The sequence below is a fragment of the Sedimentibacter sp. LTW-03 genome (genome assembly GCF_052059825.1).
Taxonomy (GTDB): Bacteria; Bacillota; Clostridia; order Tissierellales; family Sedimentibacteraceae; genus Sedimentibacter.
This window is the reverse complement of the sequence record NZ_CP197180.1, coordinates 548,794-568,606: the sequence shown is the minus strand read 5'-3', so window position 1 is coordinate 568,606 and position 19,813 is coordinate 548,794. Positions and strand designations below refer to the sequence as shown.

Genomic DNA, 19,813 nt, shown 5'->3' with positions numbered 1-19,813 from the left:
TTCGTTGCGAATGACCTACCTTCAATTTTTTTCTCCTTTTAGTCGAAAAAATTGGGTTAGGGCATCTTTGAGGTCAAGACCTCGACCTATTAGTATTGCTCAGCTGAATGCATTGCTGCACTTACACATGCAACCTATCAACCCGTTAACATATCGGGGGTCTTACTCACTTGCGTGATGGGAAATCTTATCTTAGGGCTAGTTTCGCGCTTAGATGCTTTCAGCGCTTATCTAATCCAGACTCAGCTACTCAGCTATGCCACTGGCGTGACAACTGATGCACCGGCGGTCTGTCCATTCCGGTCCTCTCGTACTAGGAACAGCTCCCTTCAAATTTCCTGCGCCCACGGCGGATAGGGACCGAACTGTCTCACGACGTTCTGAACCCAGCTCGCGTGCCTCTTTAATGGGCGAACAGCCCAACCCTTGGGACCTGCTTCAGCCCCAGGATGAGACGAGCCGACATCGAGGTGCCAAACCTCCCCGTCGATGTGGACTCTTGGGGGAGATAAGCCTGTTATCCCCAGGGTAGCTTTTATCCGTTAAGCGATGGCCTTTCCACTCGGTGCCACCGGATCACTAAGTCCAACTTTCGTTCCTGCTCGAGATGTCTCTCTCGCAGTCAAGCTCCCTTCTGCCTTTACACTCTTCGCACGATTTCCGACCGTGCTGAGGGAACCTTTGAGCGCCTCCGTTACTCTTTCGGAGGCGACCGCCCCAGTCAAACTGCCCAACTGACAGTGTCCATATACCGGTTCACGGTATCATGTTAGAAATTCAGTAACAATAGAGTGGTATCCCAACGTTGGCTCCACCGATACTGGCGTACCGATTTCTCTGCCTCCCACCTATTCTGTACAATTGCTACCGAATTCCAATGTCAGCCTGCAGTAAAGCTCCATGGGGTCTTTCCGTCCTGCCGCGGGTAACTCGCATCTTCACGAGTACTACAATTTCACCGGATCTATTGTTGAGACAGTGCCCAAATCGTTACACCTTTCGTGCGGGTCGGAACTTACCCGACAAGGAATTTCGCTACCTTAGGACCGTTATAGTTACGGCCGCCGTTTACTGGGGCTTAAGTTCAAAGCTTCTCTTTCGATGACTTCTCCCCTTAACCTTCCAGCACCGGGCAGGTGTCAGCACCTATACTTCATCTTTCGATTTAGCAGATACCTGTGTTTTTGGTAAACAGTCGCTTGGGCCTGTTTTCTGTGGCCCTTCTAAGCTCCAACAGTTCTGTCTTCACTCTGAAGGGCACCCCTTCTCCCGAAGTTACGGGGTCATTTTGCCTAGTTCCTTAACAATAGTTCTTCCGCTCATCTTTGGATTCTCTCCTTGCCTACCTGTGTCGGTTTACGGTACGGGCACCTTCTTGCTCGATAGAGGCTTTTCTTGACAGTGTGGGCTCAGCTGCTTCACTACTTATTTTCGCTCCCATTCGTATCTCAGGATTGACGTTACGGATTTGCCTGTATCGTCTCCCTACTTACTTAGACGCACTTTTCCAGCTGTGCGCCAGCTTACCCTCCTGTGTCACCCCATTTCTCAAACGCTTAAAGGTGGTACTGGAATTTCAACCAGTTGTCCATCGCCTACGCCTTTTGGCCTCGGCTTAGGTCCCGACTTACCCTGAGTGGACGAGCCTTCCTCAGGAATCCTTAGGCTTTCGATGGGTGAGATTCTCACTCACCTTTCGCTACTCATGCCAACATTCTCTCTTCTGTACAGTCCACGACTCCTTTCGGTAGTGCTTCTATCCGTACACAATGCTCCTCTACCGATGTCGTAAATCTCTTCATTCGCTCAATTTTGATTTTAGCCCCGTTAGAGCTTTTCAAAATCCTTCCTTTTTATCTATTTTAATTAATGAAGGATTTTGAACTGAGATGTCCTCAGTTATCGTTTCATTGAACAGATGAAGAGCTTTACGACATCCCACAACTTCGGTAATAGATTTTAGCCCCGGACATCTTCGGCGCAAAACCACTCGACCAGTGAGCTATTACGCACTCTTTTAATGAATGGCTGCTTCTAAGCCAACATCCTGGTTGTCTGTGTAGTTTTACATCCTTTTCCACTTAATCTATATTTTGGGACCTTAGTTGGTGATCTGGGCTGTTTCCCTTTTGACTATGAAACTTATCTCACATAGTCTGACTCCCTAGCAACATATATATGGTATTCGGAGTTTGATAGGTTTTGGTAACGTATAACGCCCCTAGACCATTCAGTGCTCTACCCCCACTATACTTACTTGAGGCTAGCCCTAAAGCTATTTCGAGGAGAACCAGCTATCTCCGGGTTCGATTGGAATTTCACCGCTATCCACACGTCATCCCGTAGCTTTTAAACGCTAATGGGTTCGGTCCTCCACCAGATTTTACTCTAGCTTCAACCTGCACATGGATAGGTCACCCGGTTTCGGGTCTACAACATACAACTTTCGCCCTTTTCAGACTCGATTTCTCTTCGGCTCCTAACCTTTGGTTATTAACCTTGCTGCATATTGTAACTCGTTGGCCCGTTCTACAAAAAGTACGCGGTCACACTTTTGTGCTTCCACTGTTTTTAGGCTCAGGGTTTCAGGTTCTTTTTCACTCCCCTCCCGGGGTTCTTTTCACCTTTCCCTCACGGTACTGTTCTCTATCGGTCACTGGGTAGTATTTAGCCTTGGGAGGTGGTCCTCCCTGCTTCCCACAAGATTCCTCGTGTCCCGTGGTACTCTGGATCATATCCTCGCTTCAAACTGTTTTGCTTACGTGTCTATCACATTCTTTGGAGGAGCTTTCCAGCTCTCTTCGGCTACAGTTTTCTGTCTCTTTGATATGTCCTCAACCCCAAGTATTTCTACTTGGTTTGGGCTCTTCCGCTTTCGCTCGCCGCTACTTACGGAATCATTTTTTATTTTCTCTTCCTAAGGGTACTTAGATGTTTCAGTTCCCCTCGTTCCCCTCATACAGCTATTTATTCACTGTATGATACATAAGGTTTACCTTATGTGAGTTTCCTCATTCGGATATCTGCGGATTATCGGCTGCTTACGCCTCCCCGCAGCATTTCGTAGTTTGCCACGTCCTTCTTCGGCTCCCAGTGCCAAGGCATTCGCCCTTAGCCCTTTCTATCTTGACCTGTTTGTCATTGTTATGTCTTCATAACATTTTGTTTTGGTTAAATTGTATTTGTTTTATTTAAAATTTGAATTTAACTAATGTCTTCTCTTTTCATTTTCCTATGCAATTTTCAAAGTTCTGTGGTTTTATACTGTATCCTTCAGTCTTGCTTTACTTTTATTTAAAGCAAGCAATAAAACAGCATAAGTCCTTTAGTTCTCCTTAGAAAGGAGGTGATCCAGCCGCACCTTCCGATACGGCTACCTTGTTACGACTTCACCCCAGTCATTGATCCTACCTTCGGCGCCTGCCTCCTTGCGGTTAGCTCAGCGACTTCGGGTATTACCAACTTCCATGGTGTGACGGGCGGTGTGTACAAGACCCGGGAACGCATTCACCGCGACATTCTGATTCGCGATTACTAGCAACTCCGACTTCATGTAGGCGAGTTGCAGCCTACAATCCGAACTGGGATCGGTTTATTGGGATTTGCTCCGGATTGCTCTTTCGCTTCCCTTTGTACCGACCATTGTAGCACGTGTGTAGCCCAAGACATAAGGGGCATGATGATTTGACGTCATCCCCACCTTCCTCCGATTTATCATCGGCAGTCTCTTTAGAGTGCCCAGCTTTACCTGCTGGCAACTAAGGATAAGGGTTGCGCTCGTTGCGGGACTTAACCCAACATCTCACGACACGAGCTGACGACAACCATGCACCACCTGTCTCCCTTGCTTCCGAAGAAGAGAGCACATCTCTGCACTGGTCAAGGGGATGTCAAGCCTTGGTAAGGTTCTTCGCGTTGCTTCGAATTAAACCACATGCTCCGCTGCTTGTGCGGGTCCCCGTCAATTCCTTTGAGTTTCAGTCTTGCGACCGTACTCCCCAGGCGGAGTGCTTATTGTGTTTACTTCGGCACTGACCATCGCTGGCCAACACCTAGCACTCATCGTTTACAGCGTGGACTACCAGGGTATCTAATCCTGTTTGCTACCCACGCTTTCGTGACTCAGCGTCAGTTACAGTCCAGTAAGCCGCCTTCGCCACTGGTGTTCCTCCTAATATCTACGCATTTCACCGCTACACTAGGAATTCCGCTTACCTCTCCTGCACTCAAGTAATACAGTTTCAAATGCTAACTATGGTTAAGCCTTAGCCTTTTACATCTGACACATACTACCGCCTACTCACCCTTTACGCCCAGTAAATCCGGACAACGCTCGCCCCCTACGTATTACCGCGGCTGCTGGCACGTAGTTAGCCGGGGCTTCCTCCTTGGCTACTGTCATTTTTTTCTTCACCAAGGACAGAGTTTTACGATCCGAAAACCTTCTTCACTCACGCGGCGTCGCTGCATCAGGGTTTCCCCCATTGTGCAATATTCCCCACTGCTGCCTCCCGTAGGAGTCTGGACCGTGTCTCAGTTCCAGTGTGGCCGTTCACCCTCTCAGGCCGGCTACTGATCGTCGCCTTGGTAGGCCTTTACCCCACCAACTAGCTAATCAGACGCGAACTCATCCTATACCTCTAACGATTTGACTCATCGACCATGCGGTCATCAAGTGTTATATGGTTTTAATCCCGGTTTCCCGAGGCTATTCCTTTGTACAGGGCAGATTGTTCACGCGTTACTCACCCGTCCGCCACTAGATTTACCTTTTCACTTAGCTCTCGAATTTCAAGTGTGTTGTCTCTTGGATTTAGCGTGAAGCACAAATGTGCAACTCACTGTTTTTCTACATCTTATTATATTATACACTTTTGTGCTTGATGTAGATGTTCGAGCTCTCAGTGAAAAAGTAAATCTCGTTCGACTTGCATGTGTTAGGCACGCCGCCAGCGTTCGTCCTGAGCCAGGATCAAACTCTCGTTTTATATTCTTGCTCAAGATAGCGCTTAGCTTATCTTTGTCTTTCTTTACTTTGGTTCTTTAGTTCTTTTTTTCTTTGAACTCTCAAAGGTTTCTTATGCTGTTTTATTGTCTAGGTTCTTCGCTGTTTTTTGCGACAGCTTAAGTAGTTTATCACATCTCATCAATGTTGTCAACTGTTTTTTTATTTCCAAATCTTTATAAACCGGAATGAAATCTTATCATATTTAACAACTAATGTCAAGTATGTTTTTCATTTTGTTTGCCGTCCTCATCGACAGCTTTGTTAGTTTAGCATAACTCGAATTCGATGTCAACTGTTTTTTCTATATTTTTTTATCTTATATTCAGTCTATGTGTTCCAAATTCGAAGTGCTTAATAATTGTAGCTTACTTGATTGCCTTTGTCAATCCCCTTTTTATCTTTTTAGTTTTCCTTTTATATTTGGACTTTTGTAGCTTAATTGTTAGCGAACAAATCTATTATATGAAGTCACCGGCTAATGTTTCATTCAAAACATATGCTTATCATTATAAATTTCAATATTTATGAGAATTTTAACGAATTATGTAAAATTATAGATAATATTGTTGAGTTTAAAACCTAATTATAATATAATTATTTAAATGCTACAAATTATACAGGATGGTGGATATATGAAAAACGCATCAGTTAATAATCTTTCTTCATCTGAATTATCTTATTTTTGTACTCAGGTTGCAATGATATTGAAATCGGGAATGCTGATTTCTGACGGTATCAACTGGATGTACACTGACATGGAAGATGGAAATATTAAGCAGGTTCTTGGCTTGTTAAGATCCGAACTTTCTGGCAAGGTTCCTTTGTATAAGGCAATGGAAAATTCCGGTTGCTTTCCTCCATATATAATAAATATGTGTCAGATAGGAAGTATGACAGGGCGGTTGGATGATGTATTAAACGCTTTAGCAGAATACTATGATAGAGAATCGTATTTAAAATCAAAGATACGAAATTCTGTATTTTATCCCTTAATGCTGTTTATTATGATGTCTTTTGTAATTATTATTCTTGTCACAAAAATATTTCCAATATTTGAAAGCATGATCCAAGAGCTAGGATATACTAAAAACTCGTTTGCAATATCTTTTTCAACAGGTGTCATTATAGGTAAGGTTGTCTTAATTACTGTGCTCGCATCAATGATATTAATTGCTGTTGCATACATACTCTCCCGTACAGACAGCGGAAAAACAATTTTAAATAAACTTTTAAATAATTTTGTCTTTTCAAAATCAATAATGAAAAAAATTACTGCTTACAGATTTGCTTCAAGCATGTCTTTGCTGTTATCAAGCGGAATGAATGTTGAAAATTCAATTAACACACTTCTCGACATAGTACAAGAACTCGAACTAAAAAGCAAAATCAAAAAATGCAGTGATTATTTAAGTTCGGGAAATGACTTTGTTGAATCAGTTTCAAAATTATCATTGTTTTCGAGCATGCATTTACAAATGCTCAATATGGGTCAGCGAACAGGAGAAATGGACGTTGTAATGAGAAAACTTACAAACATATACGAATCTGAAGCAGATCAATCTATAAATAGAGCGGTTTCGTTGATAGAACCAGTTCTTGTAGGTACCTTGTGCATTGTAATCGGATTTATATTGATTTCTGTCATGCTTCCTTTAATGAATATAATGTCTTCAATTGCTTAAGAAAGGATTTCTATGTTGAAAAATATTAAATTAAAAATCTTTACAATAATTTTTATTATTTTTTTTATCTGCTATTTTTATAATTCTGTTGAAAATGTTCATAGTTCAGCTGAAAAGGAAAAGTACGACATATTAGCAGATGCGATTAAGAGAAGTGCTGTTCAGTGTTACGCAATTGAAGGATTTTATCCACCTGATATTACGTATCTGGAAAATGAATACGGATTAATTATTGATCATAACAAGTATGTAATAAGCTACTCTATTTTTGCTTCAAATATAATGCCTGATATAGAAATATATTTAAAATAAGGAAGAGCTAAATGATTAAAGAAAAAAATTCAAATAAATTTTCGTTTCAATTTGTTTTTATTATGCTTCTTTTCCTGATGATTGTTATTTTATCAGTAATGATTATATTGCTTGGAAAAGATGTATACTTGGGTATTAATTGCAATAGGAACTCTAATTATACAAAAAGAGTTTCTTTGTCATATGTTTCAAATAAAATACGTCAAAATGACGAGAACGGCAATATCCGTATTGAAGATATAAATGGCAATAATGCAATAGTCATAACTGAAACATATGATACAGAAAATTACGAAACATGGATTTATTATTATGATAACAGCATTTACGAAATGTTTACAGATGCAGGCATGAAATTTAATCCTGATGACGGAATGAGGATAATGGATGTAGAAAACTTCGAAATAGAAAAACTTTCTAGTGATTTGTACAAGTTTACTACATCTGAAAATGATAAAACTTCTGAACTTATAATAAATTTATATTCTGAATAAGAGGTTAAAATGAAAAACAAGGTCTCTATAAACTTAGAATTATCTCTGGTTGAAATAATTATATCCATATTAATATTCGCCGTATCCGGAGTAATAATCTTAAACTGCTTTGCAGCAGCAAAATTTACCCAATTAAAAGCAAATGATATGGTTACAGCCGGTAATATAATACAATCAACTGCAGAAATTATTAAGTCTTCTAATAACATAGATGAAATGAACGATTATATGGATAGTAACTTCAATGCAATTAAATCAAATGGCAATAACATAAGTTATATAAACTATTTAAGTAATACCTGGACTGCATGTTCAGAGCATGACAGTGAATACAGCATAATGATTGAAATCAGCAGTTCACACAGAAGCTCGGGAATTCTAAAAGATATTGTAATAACCGCTCTAAAATCAAAACCATATCCATTTATTGACAGGGAGCACAATAGTACAGTCGTATATAAAATCGAAACCAAGAAATTCTTCCCGCTTAACGATGTAAGGAGGTAGCTGTGGAAAACAGAAAACATAAATCTTCCAGTGTATCAATTGGTATGGGAGGATCTCTCATAGTAATTATATTTGTCTCTTTATGCCTTACAATTTTTTCCGTATTATCATTTACAACTGCTTATTCTGATTTAAAATTGTCAAAAAAAACAGCTGAAATGAACTTTGATTACTATAAGGTTCACGGAAATGCTGAGGAAAAGCTGGCTGAAATATATGATACGCTTATTTCAGATAAAGACATAGAGAATATATCTGATGCTGTACTTTTACTTGATCAAGTTAATAACATCTCAATAGTTGATCAAACTAATGATTCAGCGAGAATTTATTATGAATCAATTGGTGAAAAAAATCAAAAAATCTGTGTAACATTAGTCATTAGCTTCGATGAAAGCACTCAGCAGCCAAATTATTATATTGAAAAATGGAAATTATCATCAATTGAGCTGCCGGCTTACGAAGAAGAAAACTACAACCTATGGGAAGGATTTGAATAAACATGAAGAAAATTATAGATATTTTTAAATATGCTATTGAAAAAAAAGCTTCGGATATTTTTATTATAGCAGGAATACCTCTTTCTTATAAAATAATGGGAGAAATTGTTTCGGCTGATGATATTCCTCTGACTGCAGAAGATACTTATGTAATTATTTATGAAGTCTTTAAAATAGCAAAAAAAGATAACATTGATGAATTATATAATATCGGAGATGCTGATTTTTCATTTTCTGTACCAAAGCTCGGAAGATTCAGAGTAAGTGCATACATGCAGAGAAATTCATATGCAGCTGTTATACGGTCTGTTTTTTTTGATCTTCCTGATCCAAAAAAATTAGGTATACCTGATGATGTAATGAACTTATACACAAAGACCAAAGGACTGATTTTAATAACAGGGCCGGCAGGCAGCGGTAAATCTACTACTCTTGCATGCATAATCGACAAAATAAACAGTGAACGCAACTGCCACATAATGACATTTGAAGATCCAATTGAATTTATACATAAGCACAAAAAATCTATAGTAAGTCAAAGGGAAATAACTACAGACTCTAAAGACTATGTATCCGCCCTTCGCTCTGCACTTCGGCAAGCCCCTGATGTAATGCTTATCGGTGAAATGCGAGATCTGCAGACTATAGAAATTGCTCTTACAGCAGCTGAAACAGGGCACCTTGTTCTTTCAACCCTTCACACAACAGGAGCCGCAAATACTATGGATAGAATAATAGACGTATTCCCTTCTAACCAACAGCAGCAAATACGAATACAACTGTCAATGCAGCTAAGAGCTGTAATATCCCAGCACTTGATTCCTTCTCCTGTTTTAGGCAGAGCTGCTGCATTTGAAGTTATGGTAGTTAATAATGCTGTTTCAAATTTAATTAGAGACTCTAAAGTGCATCAACTAAACAGTGTCATTTATTCTTTGGACGGAAAAGGAATGAAATCTATGGATACAAGTATTTTAGAGTTATATAGAAGCGGAATGATAACAAAGGAGAATGCCTTGCTCTATGCCATGGATCCAGATGCAATGGCAAGAAAATTAATATAAAAATTCAGGGAGGGCTTACGCCCTCCCATGCATTTAATATTCATATTTTTTTGTGTAATATTTTGAATCTATTAGTTTGTTCGTCTGTTCTATAACCCTAGGACTATTGGATTGTTTCGCTGTCGAAGCAATTGTCGAATCCATAAGCTTCCAATGTTCTCCGTCAAAATACATCTCATTTAAGGTTATCCACCCTGTTTCTTCTGTATAAACTTCATTCCAAGCGTGGTATGCGCTTAAATTTGACGAATACCCAGTTACAAGCTTTGTAGGAATTGATTGTGATCGAAGCATGGCTGCCATTACAGACGAATAATCAAAGCATATACCCTTATTACTTTTAAGTATCTCATCCGGAACAGGAAGATACCCGCTCTTTACTGTCTTTGCCTTATCGTTGTCGTATACAATGTTTGAAATTACATAATCATATATAACATCTACTTTTTCTATATCTGTTGCTTTCCCTTCAGTAAGCTCCTCTGCTTTTTTTGCAGTGTCAGATTCGTCTGAATAATTCACCATTTGATTTGATACTAAATATGGAGCATTTGGATCAGTTAACTTAACATCAATACTTATGGTCTGTTTCGTAGCATATTTGTTTGAACTAATGTTTTCAAACACTTTGATCTTATACTTTCCGTCTCCCATCTGAAGTGGAAATGTATCATATTCTCCTTTATTGTTTAAGTCATATGTATATTGCTCAGATTCTTTTTCAATTATTACCTTAAGCTTTTTTGTAGTTTCATCTAAATATCTTACTTTTATATAGCCATCAGCAGAATCCGATACATCAATTTCCGATTTTGATCCTTTGTACAAATCTTCACCATATGCAGCAGATGAAAAAGCAATTATCATAATCAATGAAATAATCAATATTCTTAATATTTTCATAGCTCGTCAACTCCTGTATGTAGGCCTTTTCATATTCAATGGCATAGAAAAAGCTTTGCTGGAGACAGCAAAGCTAACAATCATAAATGTACCAACGTACAGCAACTGGCTGTCATACCATTTTCATGGGTTAGACCCTATAGCTTTGCGCCATTTCCTTTAGAAAATTTTGCCTATTTAATTAAGTTAATAGTATCATACCCTCATATGTTTGTCAACAAAATAGTTGAATATATGACGTTATATTTACTATTCTCTTTTTATGCTATAAAACGCAGCCTCTGTTCCATTATAATAGCCGTACTTCTTAAGTTGCATGCCCATATTTATCAGTGATTTTATGGCTCCTACATTATTTATATCCGTTACCGCCGTAATTTCATCAATTCCCAATTCATATAATCCATAATCAACAATTGCTCTGCTTAATTCAGATGCATATCCCTTATTCCAGTATTCTGGTAGAATTTTTGTTCCCAGTTCGACTCCTTTTATTTTATTTGAATATATTAAACGTGTTATACCAATTATTTCACCTGTTTCTTTTATTGCTACCGCCCAGCTGTTCAATTTGTTTTTTTTATATTCATTTATATATTTCTTTATCTGCCTTCGGCATTCTTTTTCATTACTTAATTTAACCCACGGTAAAAATTCAATAATTTTCTTATCACTTTCTATTTTATAAAGGCTTGGAACATCTGCTTCCTCAAATTCTTTTATAATTAACCTGTCAGTTTCCACAACAATATTCATTTCTTACCTCACTCCATAATTTATTTCTTGTAATATATTATGTTAACAGGAGTTGATTGTGTTATTCTTTTGAATGGCTGTTTTTTATGACTTAATATTCAAATAATTTTGTGAGGTTTTTGTACGATTTAGAGTAAAAAAATAAACCTACCATAATTTGATAGGTTCATCTGTTAGTGCGGATGAAGGGACTCGAACCCCCACGGTATCCCGCTAGATCCTAAGTCTAGTGCGTCTGCCAATTCCGCCACATCCGCGAAGTCGCTTTCGTCAGCAACAAAATTGATTATACTACTGCGCTGCTACTTTGTCAAGATTTTTTTTACACGATTTTTTTTTAAAATTTACAAGTTTTTCAAAGCTATCTATTATCTCAATATTATTGCTGAATATTGATGTTTGTTTTGCAAATGAAAAGCTCGTTGTATACGCAACAGGCTTGTTATAAGCGTTCGCAAATTTAACAGTATGCGAAGTTCCTCCTCTCTGTCCTCCTTCTATCACAATTATTCCGTCAGAGAGAGCAGCAACAATCCTATTTCTATCTATAAAGGCATGTTTTTCTGTCTTTGCGTTTGGAGGCAGCTCTGATACTATTGCGCCGCCGTTTATAATTATCATATTATACAAAACTTTGTTATTCTTAATTACATGAAGATGCCCTGAAGGTATAACTGCTATTGTTTTTCCTCTGGCTTGTAGACATCCATTATGAGCAGACTCGTCACAACCTGATGCAAAACCACTTACTATGCAGCACTGCTCCTCTGTAAGTCTCTCTGCAAAGATTGAACTGACTTCGTATCCCTCCTGTGAAGGATTCCTTGATCCTACTATAGCGATGATGTTTTCCTGATTAAGTAAATTCTGATCACCATCTACATAAAGAATTAATGGTTTATCTTCTATAGTCTTAAGCCTCTTCGGATATCTTTCATCATATATGCCTATAATTTTAATCTTATTTTTTTTACAGCATTCAAAAATTTCCAATGCATCTCTTTCTATTTTTTCCAGGTCAATTTTAAGCCTCTTAACTCCCATATCCTTCAACAGCTTTACTATATCGTGAAAGTTATTTAACTTTATTTTCTTGTTTTCAATGTATCTTAAAATTTTAGTTATTGTTTTTCTTCCTAAACCATTAACCAGCTGTAATCTGATTATATCTTCGTTGCTTACCATCTCATTCCCCTTATTTCAATAATGTAAGGTCTATCCCTAATCCCTAGCATAGTCATGTTTCTACATTTTATCACATATTACTTCAAAAAAAAACTCTTCTTTTTAAAAGAAGAGTTAAGAAAATTTAATTATTTATCCTATTGTTACCAGTGAATCTCCTGTGCTAACCGTTGCTGATTTAGAAATATAAATTTTATTTATTACTCCGTCCTTAGGAGATACTATCTCATTTTCCATTTTCATTGCCTCAAGTATAAATAAAATATCTCCGGATTTAACGCTTTGGCCTTCTGACACTTTAACATCTAGTATAGTGCCCGGCATTGGAGCTGATATCGTTTCACCTTCTGTACTATCAGATTGTACTTTTTTTACAGGTGCTACCTGCGGCGCAGGTTCAACCCTGCTGGCAGGTTCTTTCTCAACCTGTACAGGCTGCTGTACAGGTTGATATGTAAATGCCCCTTGATTTGCACCAACCTCCTCAACTTCTACTGCATATGCTTTTCCGTTTACAGTTACATTAAATTTTTTCATTTTATCCTCCGTTATCTCATTAACTTAATTCTTCCGCTTAATGCCCATATAGAGTCAATTTCAGAAGTTCTCTTTATATTTTTTACAATAAAATCATCAGTGCTCTTACCTAACATACATGCAATGGCAGCAGTTATGGCAGCAACAACCTCTTCTTCTTCGTCCATTAATGATAATGCTGCAGCTATTGCTGCTGTTATTTCATCTTCTTCTGCAGCAGTATGGTCATTAATTTCAAACTTTTCGTCATTTTTATTTTTAAATAATTTATTTAAAAAACTCATCTATTTTACCTCTCTACAGGGGAATATTGCCATGCTTCTTTTCTGGCTTTAAAACTCTTTTACCTGTTAACATGTCAAATGAACTTATTATTCTTTTCCTTGTCTGTGAGGGTTCAATGACTGCATCAACATATCCTCTTGCTGCAGCAATATAAGGATTTGCAACGGTATTTCTATATTCCTCTATTTTATTTCTGCGCGTTTCATCTTTATCTTCTGAAATTTCTATATCCTTTTTAAATATTATGTTTGCAGCACCTTCAGGTCCCATTACTGCTATCTCCGCTGTCGGCCACGCCAATACCATATCTGCACCTAATTCTTTATTGCACATTGCTATATAAGAACCGCCGTATGCTTTCCTTGTAATTATGGTAACTTTGGGAACTGTTGCTTCTGAATATGCATACAGCATCTTTGCCCCGTGTCGGATAATCCCTCCGTACTCTTGGTGAGTGCCTGGTAAAAATCCAGGAACATCCATTAATGTAAGAAGAGGAATATTGAAAGCATCACAGGTTCTTATAAATCTTGCCGCCTTGTCAGATGCGTTAATATCAAGACATCCTGCCAATGCTTTTGGCTGGCTTGCAATTACTCCTATACTTCTTCCGTTTAATCTCATAAAACCCGTTACTATGTTCAAAGCGTAGCAAGGTTGATATTCCATAAATTCTTTATCATCAGCAATAGAATAAATTACATCCTTCATATCATATGCTTTATTTGGATTTTCAGGTATTATATCATTCAAGGATTCATCTATTCTGTTTAAATCATCGTTAACTTCCTTAGCAGGTGCTGTTTCCAAATTATTTTGCGGTAAAAAGCTCAATAACTTTCTTATATGTCTCATACATTCTTCCTCTGAATCATCAACAAAATGAGCAACACCGCTTATTGAATTGTGAGTCATTGCGCCTCCCAATTTTTCACCGGAAACAACTTCACCTGTAACAGTCTTTATTACATTCGGTCCGGTAATAAACATTTTACTTACATTTTGAACCATAAATATAAAGTCAGTCAATGCAGGAGAATAAACCGCCCCTCCAGCACACGGACCTAATATGACAGATATTTGAGGAATAACCCCAGAAGCAAGTGTATTGTTATAAAATATTTTTCCGTATCCTGACAGAGCATCCACTCCTTCTTGAATTCTGGCTCCGCCGGAATCATTTATACCGATCAATGGAGCTCCTACTTTTATTGCCATTTCCTGAGCTTTTACTATTTTTGCTGCATGCATTTCTCCCAATGAGCCGCCTATGACAGTAAAATCCTGTGCATATATGTATACTAATCTACCGTCTATCGTTCCATAACCCGAAACGACACCTTCACCCGGTGCAGATTTCTTTTCCATTCCAAAGTTTGCGCACCTATGCTCAACAAACGCATCTAGTTCCACAAAACTATTTTCATCAAGCAGCTTTATTATTCTTTCCCTAGCTGTAAGTTTTCCGTTTTTGTGCTGTTTATCCACAGCCATCTGACCGCCGCCAAGCATTATTTTTTTTGTTTTTTCTCTGAGTTCCGCTATTTTTTCGTTTGGCAATTTTTTTCTCCTGCCTTTCTTTACATATATGGTTGCCAATATATAAAATAATAAATTTCAACGATAAAGTCAAACATTAAATTTATTACTTTGACTTTCAAAGTATATTATATTATAAAATTCTTGTCAATATCTTTATACTCATAGAATGTTTATTTCTTTAATACTATATACAATAAATCAATTTCCGTTGTACTGCATATATTGATAATACAAGGATTATAATAGAAAGGTGTGTTCCTGTGATTATTAAGAAAAATCAATATACCAAAACAAAACCATCTAGGAATATAAATATGATTTTTAGAAAATATGGCACTCATAATAACCTTAAAAGAAAAGAACGGAAGGTGATATAATGGAACTTCAAGTACCCGGGTTCGTCGATAAATCAATAAATGAAGAAGCTTTTCCGGGCAGTCCATTAGTTCTTGGAGATAGTGGCCCAGCCGTCCTAAATACAAAAAATGCTTTGAATGCTATATCTGTTAATTTTCCTTCTATTCCTAAAATATCTCCCATAACGCCTACATTTGATGAGTCAATGGAGATTGCCGTCAAACAGTTTCAGCACATATTTAATCTACCTGTAACAGGAATAATAGACAAAATAACATGGTATGAAATAAGAAAAGTATTTTCTGCTGTAAAGAAACTTGCTCAAACAACTGCAGACAACTCTCTGGCTGCTGAGATACTGCCAAACTTAGGGAATGGCAATGAATCTCTTGAAGTTATTCCAAAAGTTCAGCTTGTGCAGTATTTCTTAAATGTATTTTCAGCTTATCATTCATCCATACCTGCCGTAGATATAAATGGCATGTTGAATACCATGACTATAAATTCGATAACAGAATTTCAAAAAACATTTAATATTCCAGCAACCGGAGAAATCGACTGTGAAACCTGGAACAATATGTATTACAGCATGCAGGGGATACTTAACACTTTGCCGCCTACTGCTATTTCGCTTCCCGCGCTCTTATATCCGGGTGAAACATACAGCGAGGGTTCAGAAGGCTCCGAAGTTTATATTATGCAACAGTACTTAGAATTTATTTCAAATGCTATTCCTGACATTCCTTCTATAGATCCTACTGGTATATTTGATTATATCACAACTGAATCTGTAATTGCTTTTCAAACTTTGTACGGGATAACACCTACCGGTATAATAGAACAGCAAACTTGGAATAAAATTGTGGATGTATACAGGCAGCTTAGATTTTCAGACAATAGACCGACAAGTCAATTTACAGACACTGTTCTTGAACAAACTGAATGAAACGAGGTAATTTATGAGCACACCTGAATCTAATATAATAATACCTGCACAAACTCTTCCTCATGTGATTGTTCCTTTTCCACTGGAAATAACTGTACATCTGGGTTCACCTGATGATAAAAGTGCGTTAAATGTTACAGTGCCGTATATAGATTATATAAAAAACGTTGCTTCCAGCGAGTTGTATCCTACCTGGCCGGAAGAAGCGCTCAGAGCAAACATTTATGCTATAATATCAACTACTATGAATAGGGTTTTTACTGAATGGTACAGATCAAGAGGCTACGATTTTGACATTACCAGTTCTCCTCAATATGATCAAGCATACGTTCCAAACAGAGGTATATTCAGCAATATTTCAGACTTAACTAATGAAATATTCGACCAATATATTACAAGGTCCGGACACGTGGAGCCTTTATTTGCCGTATTTTGTGATGGACGACAGGTCCAATGTAATGGCCTTCTTCAATGGGGAACCGTAGACTTAGCAAATCAAGGCTACGATGCTTTAGATATTTTAAAGTACTATTATGGTAATGATATTCTTCTTGTTGAAAGCAATATTCCTACAACTACAACAGAAACATATCCCGGTTCACAATTGAAGCTTGGCGATTCTGGAATATCAGTATTCCGAATGCAGCATTCGTTAAATAAAATTTCCGAAAACTATCCTGCTATTCCCACCGTGGATATTACCGGTTACTTTGATGAAAAAACAGAAGAAGCAGTAAAGGTATTCCAAGAAGTTTTTGGTCTTCCCGTTACAGGAATTGTTGACATGGAAACGTGGTACTTTATCAGAAGAATCTATGTAGCTGTCGAAAGGCTGTATGAATTAAATACAGAGGGTTTATCGCAACAAGAACTGTTGGATTTGTATGCGAATGTTATTTTAGAGGAAGGAAATCGTCCTGTTGTCGGACTGCTCCAATATTTTTTAAATGTACTTTCCTCTGTTTATCCTGCAATTCCTGCTGTAACAATTGACTCTTATTATGGCCCCGAAACTACTGATGCTGTTAAAGTTTTTCAAGAAATAATGGGTTTGCCTCCTTCCGGTATAGTAGATCTCAGAACATGGGCTGAGATCTACAAGGCTGTTTATGCAATTTTGACAAGTGTTCCTGTAGAAGATATCTACCTTCCTCTCATCAATTTTATGGGAATGGAATATAGAGAAGGCATGAATAAAATATATCCGGGAATTCTTATATTAGACATAATGTTGAATTATCTGTCTACTAAAATACCGGAAATACCTGCCGTCAAAATAGATGGAAATTTTAGTGAAGATAAAGCTGCTTCTGTAAGAGTATTTCAAGAGCTGTATGGTTTAGAACCCACAGGGGTTGTAGATGCCCAAACATGGAACATGATAATGAATATATACAGAAATTTCAGATATGCTGAAACTTAATATTTTTCAGTAACAAGAGTGCTAAGCGCTCTTTTTTTATTAGAAAAGCCCCCCTATATGGCATGCGGAATCAAAATACAAAGTTCCATGACGTAAACTTTTTTATATTGAAGCTATTGACAAATATAAATCATTTGCTAAAATAATAGTGTAGCTGGCACTCATTTATATCGAGTGCTAACAAATGCACGATTTAATTACAAACAAGCTATAGATAAAGGAAGGGATGTATTATGGCAAAAAAACAATTTAGATCTGAATCTAAAAGGCTTCTTGATCTTATGATTAATTCAATTTACACACACAAGGAAATTTTTTTGAGAGAGCTTATTTCAAATGCAAGCGATGCAATTGATAAAAGCTACTATAAATCTTTGACAGATAGCAGTATAGAATTTAATAAGGATGATTTTTACATAAGAATTTCTCTAAATGAAGATGACCGGACTCTAAAAATATCTGATTCAGGAATAGGCATGACAAAAGAAGAATTGGATTCAAACCTTGGAACAATTGCAAAAAGCGGATCTTTTGATTTCAAGTCAAACAGTGAAGCAAAAGAAGGCGTTGACATCATAGGGCAATTTGGAGTAGGATTCTATTCTGCTTTTATGGTTGCTGAAAAAGTAACCGTAATAAGCAAGGCACTAGGTTCAGAGGAAGCGTATAAATGGCAGTCTAACGGTACAGACGGCTATACGATAACTTCATGCGAAAAAGAAACAACAGGAACAGACATAATAATTACAATAAAGAAAAATACAGATGATGAAAATTATGATGAATTTCTTGATCCGTACAATATAAAATCGCTTGTAAAAAAATATTCCAACTTCATTAAATACCCTATAAAAATGATGATGAAGAAAAGAAAATTGGAAGAAGGAACCGAGAACGAATATAAGGATTATTTTGAAGATGAAATATTAAACAGCATGGTTCCTATATGGAGAAAAAACAAAAGTGAGCTAAAACCTGAAGACTATGAAAATTTCTATATGGACAAACATTTTGGATTTGAAAAACCTTTAAAATACACTCACGTAAGCGTTGAAGGAATCACCAGCTACAATGCATTACTGTATATTCCGTCAAGAGCCCCCTTTGACTTCTATACAAAAGAATTTGAAAAGGGTCTGGAGCTCTACTCAAACGGAGTGCTTATAATGAATAAATGCAGCGACCTTCTTCCAGATTATTTCGGATTTGTTCAAGGACTGGTGGATTCGGCTGATTTGTCTCTTAATATTTCAAGAGAAACTTTGCAGCACGATAGGCAGCTTCAATTCATTGCCAAGAAAATAAAAGAAAAAATAAAAAGTGAGCTTCTGGCAATGCTAAAGGACGATAGAGAAAACTATCTGAAGTTTTTTGAAAACTTCGGAAGATCCTTAAAATACGGGTTGTATAGTGAATGGGGAGCAAACAAGGAAACTCTGCAAGATCTGGTTATGTTCTATTCTTCAACAGAGAAAGCACTGGTAACATTAGATGAATATGTGTCCAGAATGAAAGAAGACCAAAAATACATTTATTATGCTTCCGGAGAAAATGTAAACCTCATTGCAAAACTTCCTCAAATAGAGCTTGCAACAGACAAAGGATATGAAATACTTTTCTTCACAGATGAAATTGATGAATTCTCAATTAAGGTACTCGCAAAGTATAAAGAAAAAGAATTCAAAAATGTATCAAATGCAGATTTAGATTTAAAATCAGATGATGATAAGAAGAGTTCAGAAGAAAATACGGATATATTTAATTATATGAAGGAAGCTCTGTCAGATAAGGTTAAAGAAGTAAGAGCCTCCAAGAGATTAAAAACTCATCCCGTGTGCCTGGCCACCGAAGGCGAACTGTCGATTGAGATGGAGAAGGTGCTAAACGCCATGCCAGACAATATGGCCGGTGATGTTCACGCGGAAAAAATACTGGAAATAAACACAGACCATCAAATGTTTGAAAAAATCAAACAGTATTACCAAGATGACAAAGAAAAGCTGAAAGTACTGTCTAATGTATTGTATGACCAGGCACTTCTTATTGAAGGATTAGCAATTGAAGACCCTGTACAATATGCAAATAACGTATATGAGCTTATTGAAAAATAATAATCTTACATTATAAATTAAGAACTTAGGTTGAAGCTGACCTAGGTTCTTTTAAATTTCAATCTTTTACCGTTTGCAAGACATCATTATTTTATTAATGATGTAAATGCTCTTTTTTTCTCCTGCTGAGCAATTATTAAATATCTTATTTTTTATGGATTATTATACCAAAATAATCTCAATATTTTATTCATAACATAT

15 protein-coding genes, 1 tRNA gene, 2 rRNA genes and 1 riboswitch are annotated in these 19,813 nt (G+C 37.1%); of the genes, 9 read left to right on the top strand and 9 right to left on the bottom strand.

The features are described 5' to 3' along the window. Positions 1-69 precede the first annotated feature (69 nt). Both ACS3UD_RS02760 and ACS3UD_RS02755 read right to left on the bottom strand, forming a co-directional pair. Positions 70-3,132, bottom strand: a 23S ribosomal RNA gene (locus ACS3UD_RS02760). Between the two features lie 207 nt (positions 3,133-3,339). After that, a 16S ribosomal RNA gene (locus ACS3UD_RS02755) occupies positions 3,340-4,988 on the bottom strand. Together the 16S and 23S rRNA genes form the textbook arrangement of a ribosomal RNA operon. A 652-nt stretch (positions 4,989-5,640) precedes the next feature. Between ACS3UD_RS02755 and ACS3UD_RS02750 the strand changes: the two genes are divergently transcribed. The 6 genes from ACS3UD_RS02750 to ACS3UD_RS02725 are packed head-to-tail and all read left to right on the top strand — an operon-like array spanning position 5,641 to position 9,567. Then, on the top strand, positions 5,641-6,690 hold the full coding sequence (locus ACS3UD_RS02750) for a type II secretion system F family protein (protein ID WP_308137863.1): 1,050 nt from the start codon (positions 5,641-5,643) through the stop codon (positions 6,688-6,690). Positions 6,691-6,702: 12 nt separating this feature from the next. Next, entirely contained in the window at positions 6,703-7,002 is a 300-nt protein-coding gene (locus tag ACS3UD_RS02745; RefSeq protein WP_308137864.1) for a hypothetical protein, read from the top strand. An 11-nt stretch (positions 7,003-7,013) separates the two neighbouring features. Beyond that, positions 7,014-7,496: a DUF4860 domain-containing protein gene (locus ACS3UD_RS02740; RefSeq protein ID WP_308137865.1), complete on the top strand. Its 483-nt coding sequence runs from the start codon at positions 7,014-7,016 to the stop codon at positions 7,494-7,496. A 9-nt stretch (positions 7,497-7,505) separates the two neighbouring features. After that, a complete protein-coding gene (locus ACS3UD_RS02735) occupies positions 7,506-8,003 on the top strand; it encodes a type IV pilus modification PilV family protein (protein ID WP_308137866.1) in 498 nt (165 codons plus the stop codon). Between the two features lie 2 nt (positions 8,004-8,005). Beyond that, complete coding sequence (locus tag ACS3UD_RS02730) at positions 8,006-8,503, top strand: hypothetical protein (protein ID WP_308137867.1); 498 nt, start codon at positions 8,006-8,008, stop codon at positions 8,501-8,503. Positions 8,504-8,505: 2 nt separating this feature from the next. Beyond that, positions 8,506-9,567: a type IV pilus twitching motility protein PilT gene (locus tag ACS3UD_RS02725; RefSeq protein ID WP_308137868.1), complete on the top strand. Its 1,062-nt coding sequence runs from the start codon at positions 8,506-8,508 to the stop codon at positions 9,565-9,567. A 33-nt stretch (positions 9,568-9,600) separates the two neighbouring features. On the opposite strand, the gene ACS3UD_RS02720 is transcribed toward ACS3UD_RS02725, so the two are convergent. The 7 genes from ACS3UD_RS02720 to ACS3UD_RS02690 form a co-directional block, all read right to left on the bottom strand. Beyond that, entirely contained in the window at positions 9,601-10,470 is an 870-nt protein-coding gene (locus ACS3UD_RS02720; RefSeq protein WP_308137869.1) for a transglutaminase-like domain-containing protein, read from the bottom strand. A gap of 97 nt (positions 10,471-10,567) precedes the next feature. Next, positions 10,568-10,654: riboswitch (cyclic di-GMP riboswitch) on the bottom strand. Between the two features lie 65 nt (positions 10,655-10,719). After that, complete coding sequence (locus ACS3UD_RS02715) at positions 10,720-11,226, bottom strand: GNAT family N-acetyltransferase (RefSeq protein ID WP_308137870.1); 507 nt, start codon at positions 11,224-11,226, stop codon at positions 10,720-10,722. A 177-nt stretch (positions 11,227-11,403) separates the two neighbouring features. Further along, a tRNA-Leu gene (locus tag ACS3UD_RS02710) sits at positions 11,404-11,483 on the bottom strand. Between the two features lie 34 nt (positions 11,484-11,517). After that, entirely contained in the window at positions 11,518-12,411 is an 894-nt protein-coding gene (locus ACS3UD_RS02705; protein ID WP_308137871.1) for a DNA-processing protein DprA, read from the bottom strand. Positions 12,412-12,543: 132 nt separating this feature from the next. Next, the gene (locus ACS3UD_RS02700; RefSeq protein WP_308137872.1) at positions 12,544-12,948 is read right to left on the bottom strand and encodes a biotin/lipoyl-containing protein; all 405 of its coding nucleotides are present in this window, start codon (positions 12,946-12,948) and stop codon (positions 12,544-12,546) included. 11 nt (positions 12,949-12,959) lie between these two features. Further along, positions 12,960-13,232, bottom strand: coding sequence for a hypothetical protein (locus ACS3UD_RS02695; protein ID WP_308137873.1), 273 nt, complete (start codon positions 13,230-13,232; stop codon positions 12,960-12,962). Positions 13,233-13,245: 13 nt separating this feature from the next. Beyond that, positions 13,246-14,745 carry an acyl-CoA carboxylase subunit beta gene (locus tag ACS3UD_RS02690; RefSeq protein ID WP_308140127.1) on the bottom strand — a complete coding sequence of 500 codons (1,500 nt, stop codon included), beginning with the start codon at positions 14,743-14,745 and terminating at the stop codon, positions 13,246-13,248. 406 nt (positions 14,746-15,151) lie between these two features. Here ACS3UD_RS02690 and ACS3UD_RS02685 point away from each other — a divergent pair, with 406 nt between their 5' ends. The 3 genes from ACS3UD_RS02685 (at position 15,152) to htpG (ending at position 19,612) form a co-directional block, all read left to right on the top strand. After that, entirely contained in the window at positions 15,152-16,078 is a 927-nt protein-coding gene (locus ACS3UD_RS02685) for a peptidoglycan-binding domain-containing protein (protein ID WP_308137874.1), read from the top strand. 13 nt (positions 16,079-16,091) lie between these two features. After that, positions 16,092-17,501 (top strand): peptidoglycan-binding domain-containing protein, encoded by a 1,410-nt coding sequence (locus ACS3UD_RS02680; protein WP_308137875.1) that lies wholly within the window; start codon positions 16,092-16,094, stop codon positions 17,499-17,501. A 233-nt stretch (positions 17,502-17,734) separates the two neighbouring features. Further along, a complete protein-coding gene (gene htpG, locus ACS3UD_RS02675) occupies positions 17,735-19,612 on the top strand; it encodes a molecular chaperone HtpG (protein ID WP_308137876.1) in 1,878 nt (625 codons plus the stop codon). Positions 19,613-19,813: the final 201 nt, after the last annotated feature.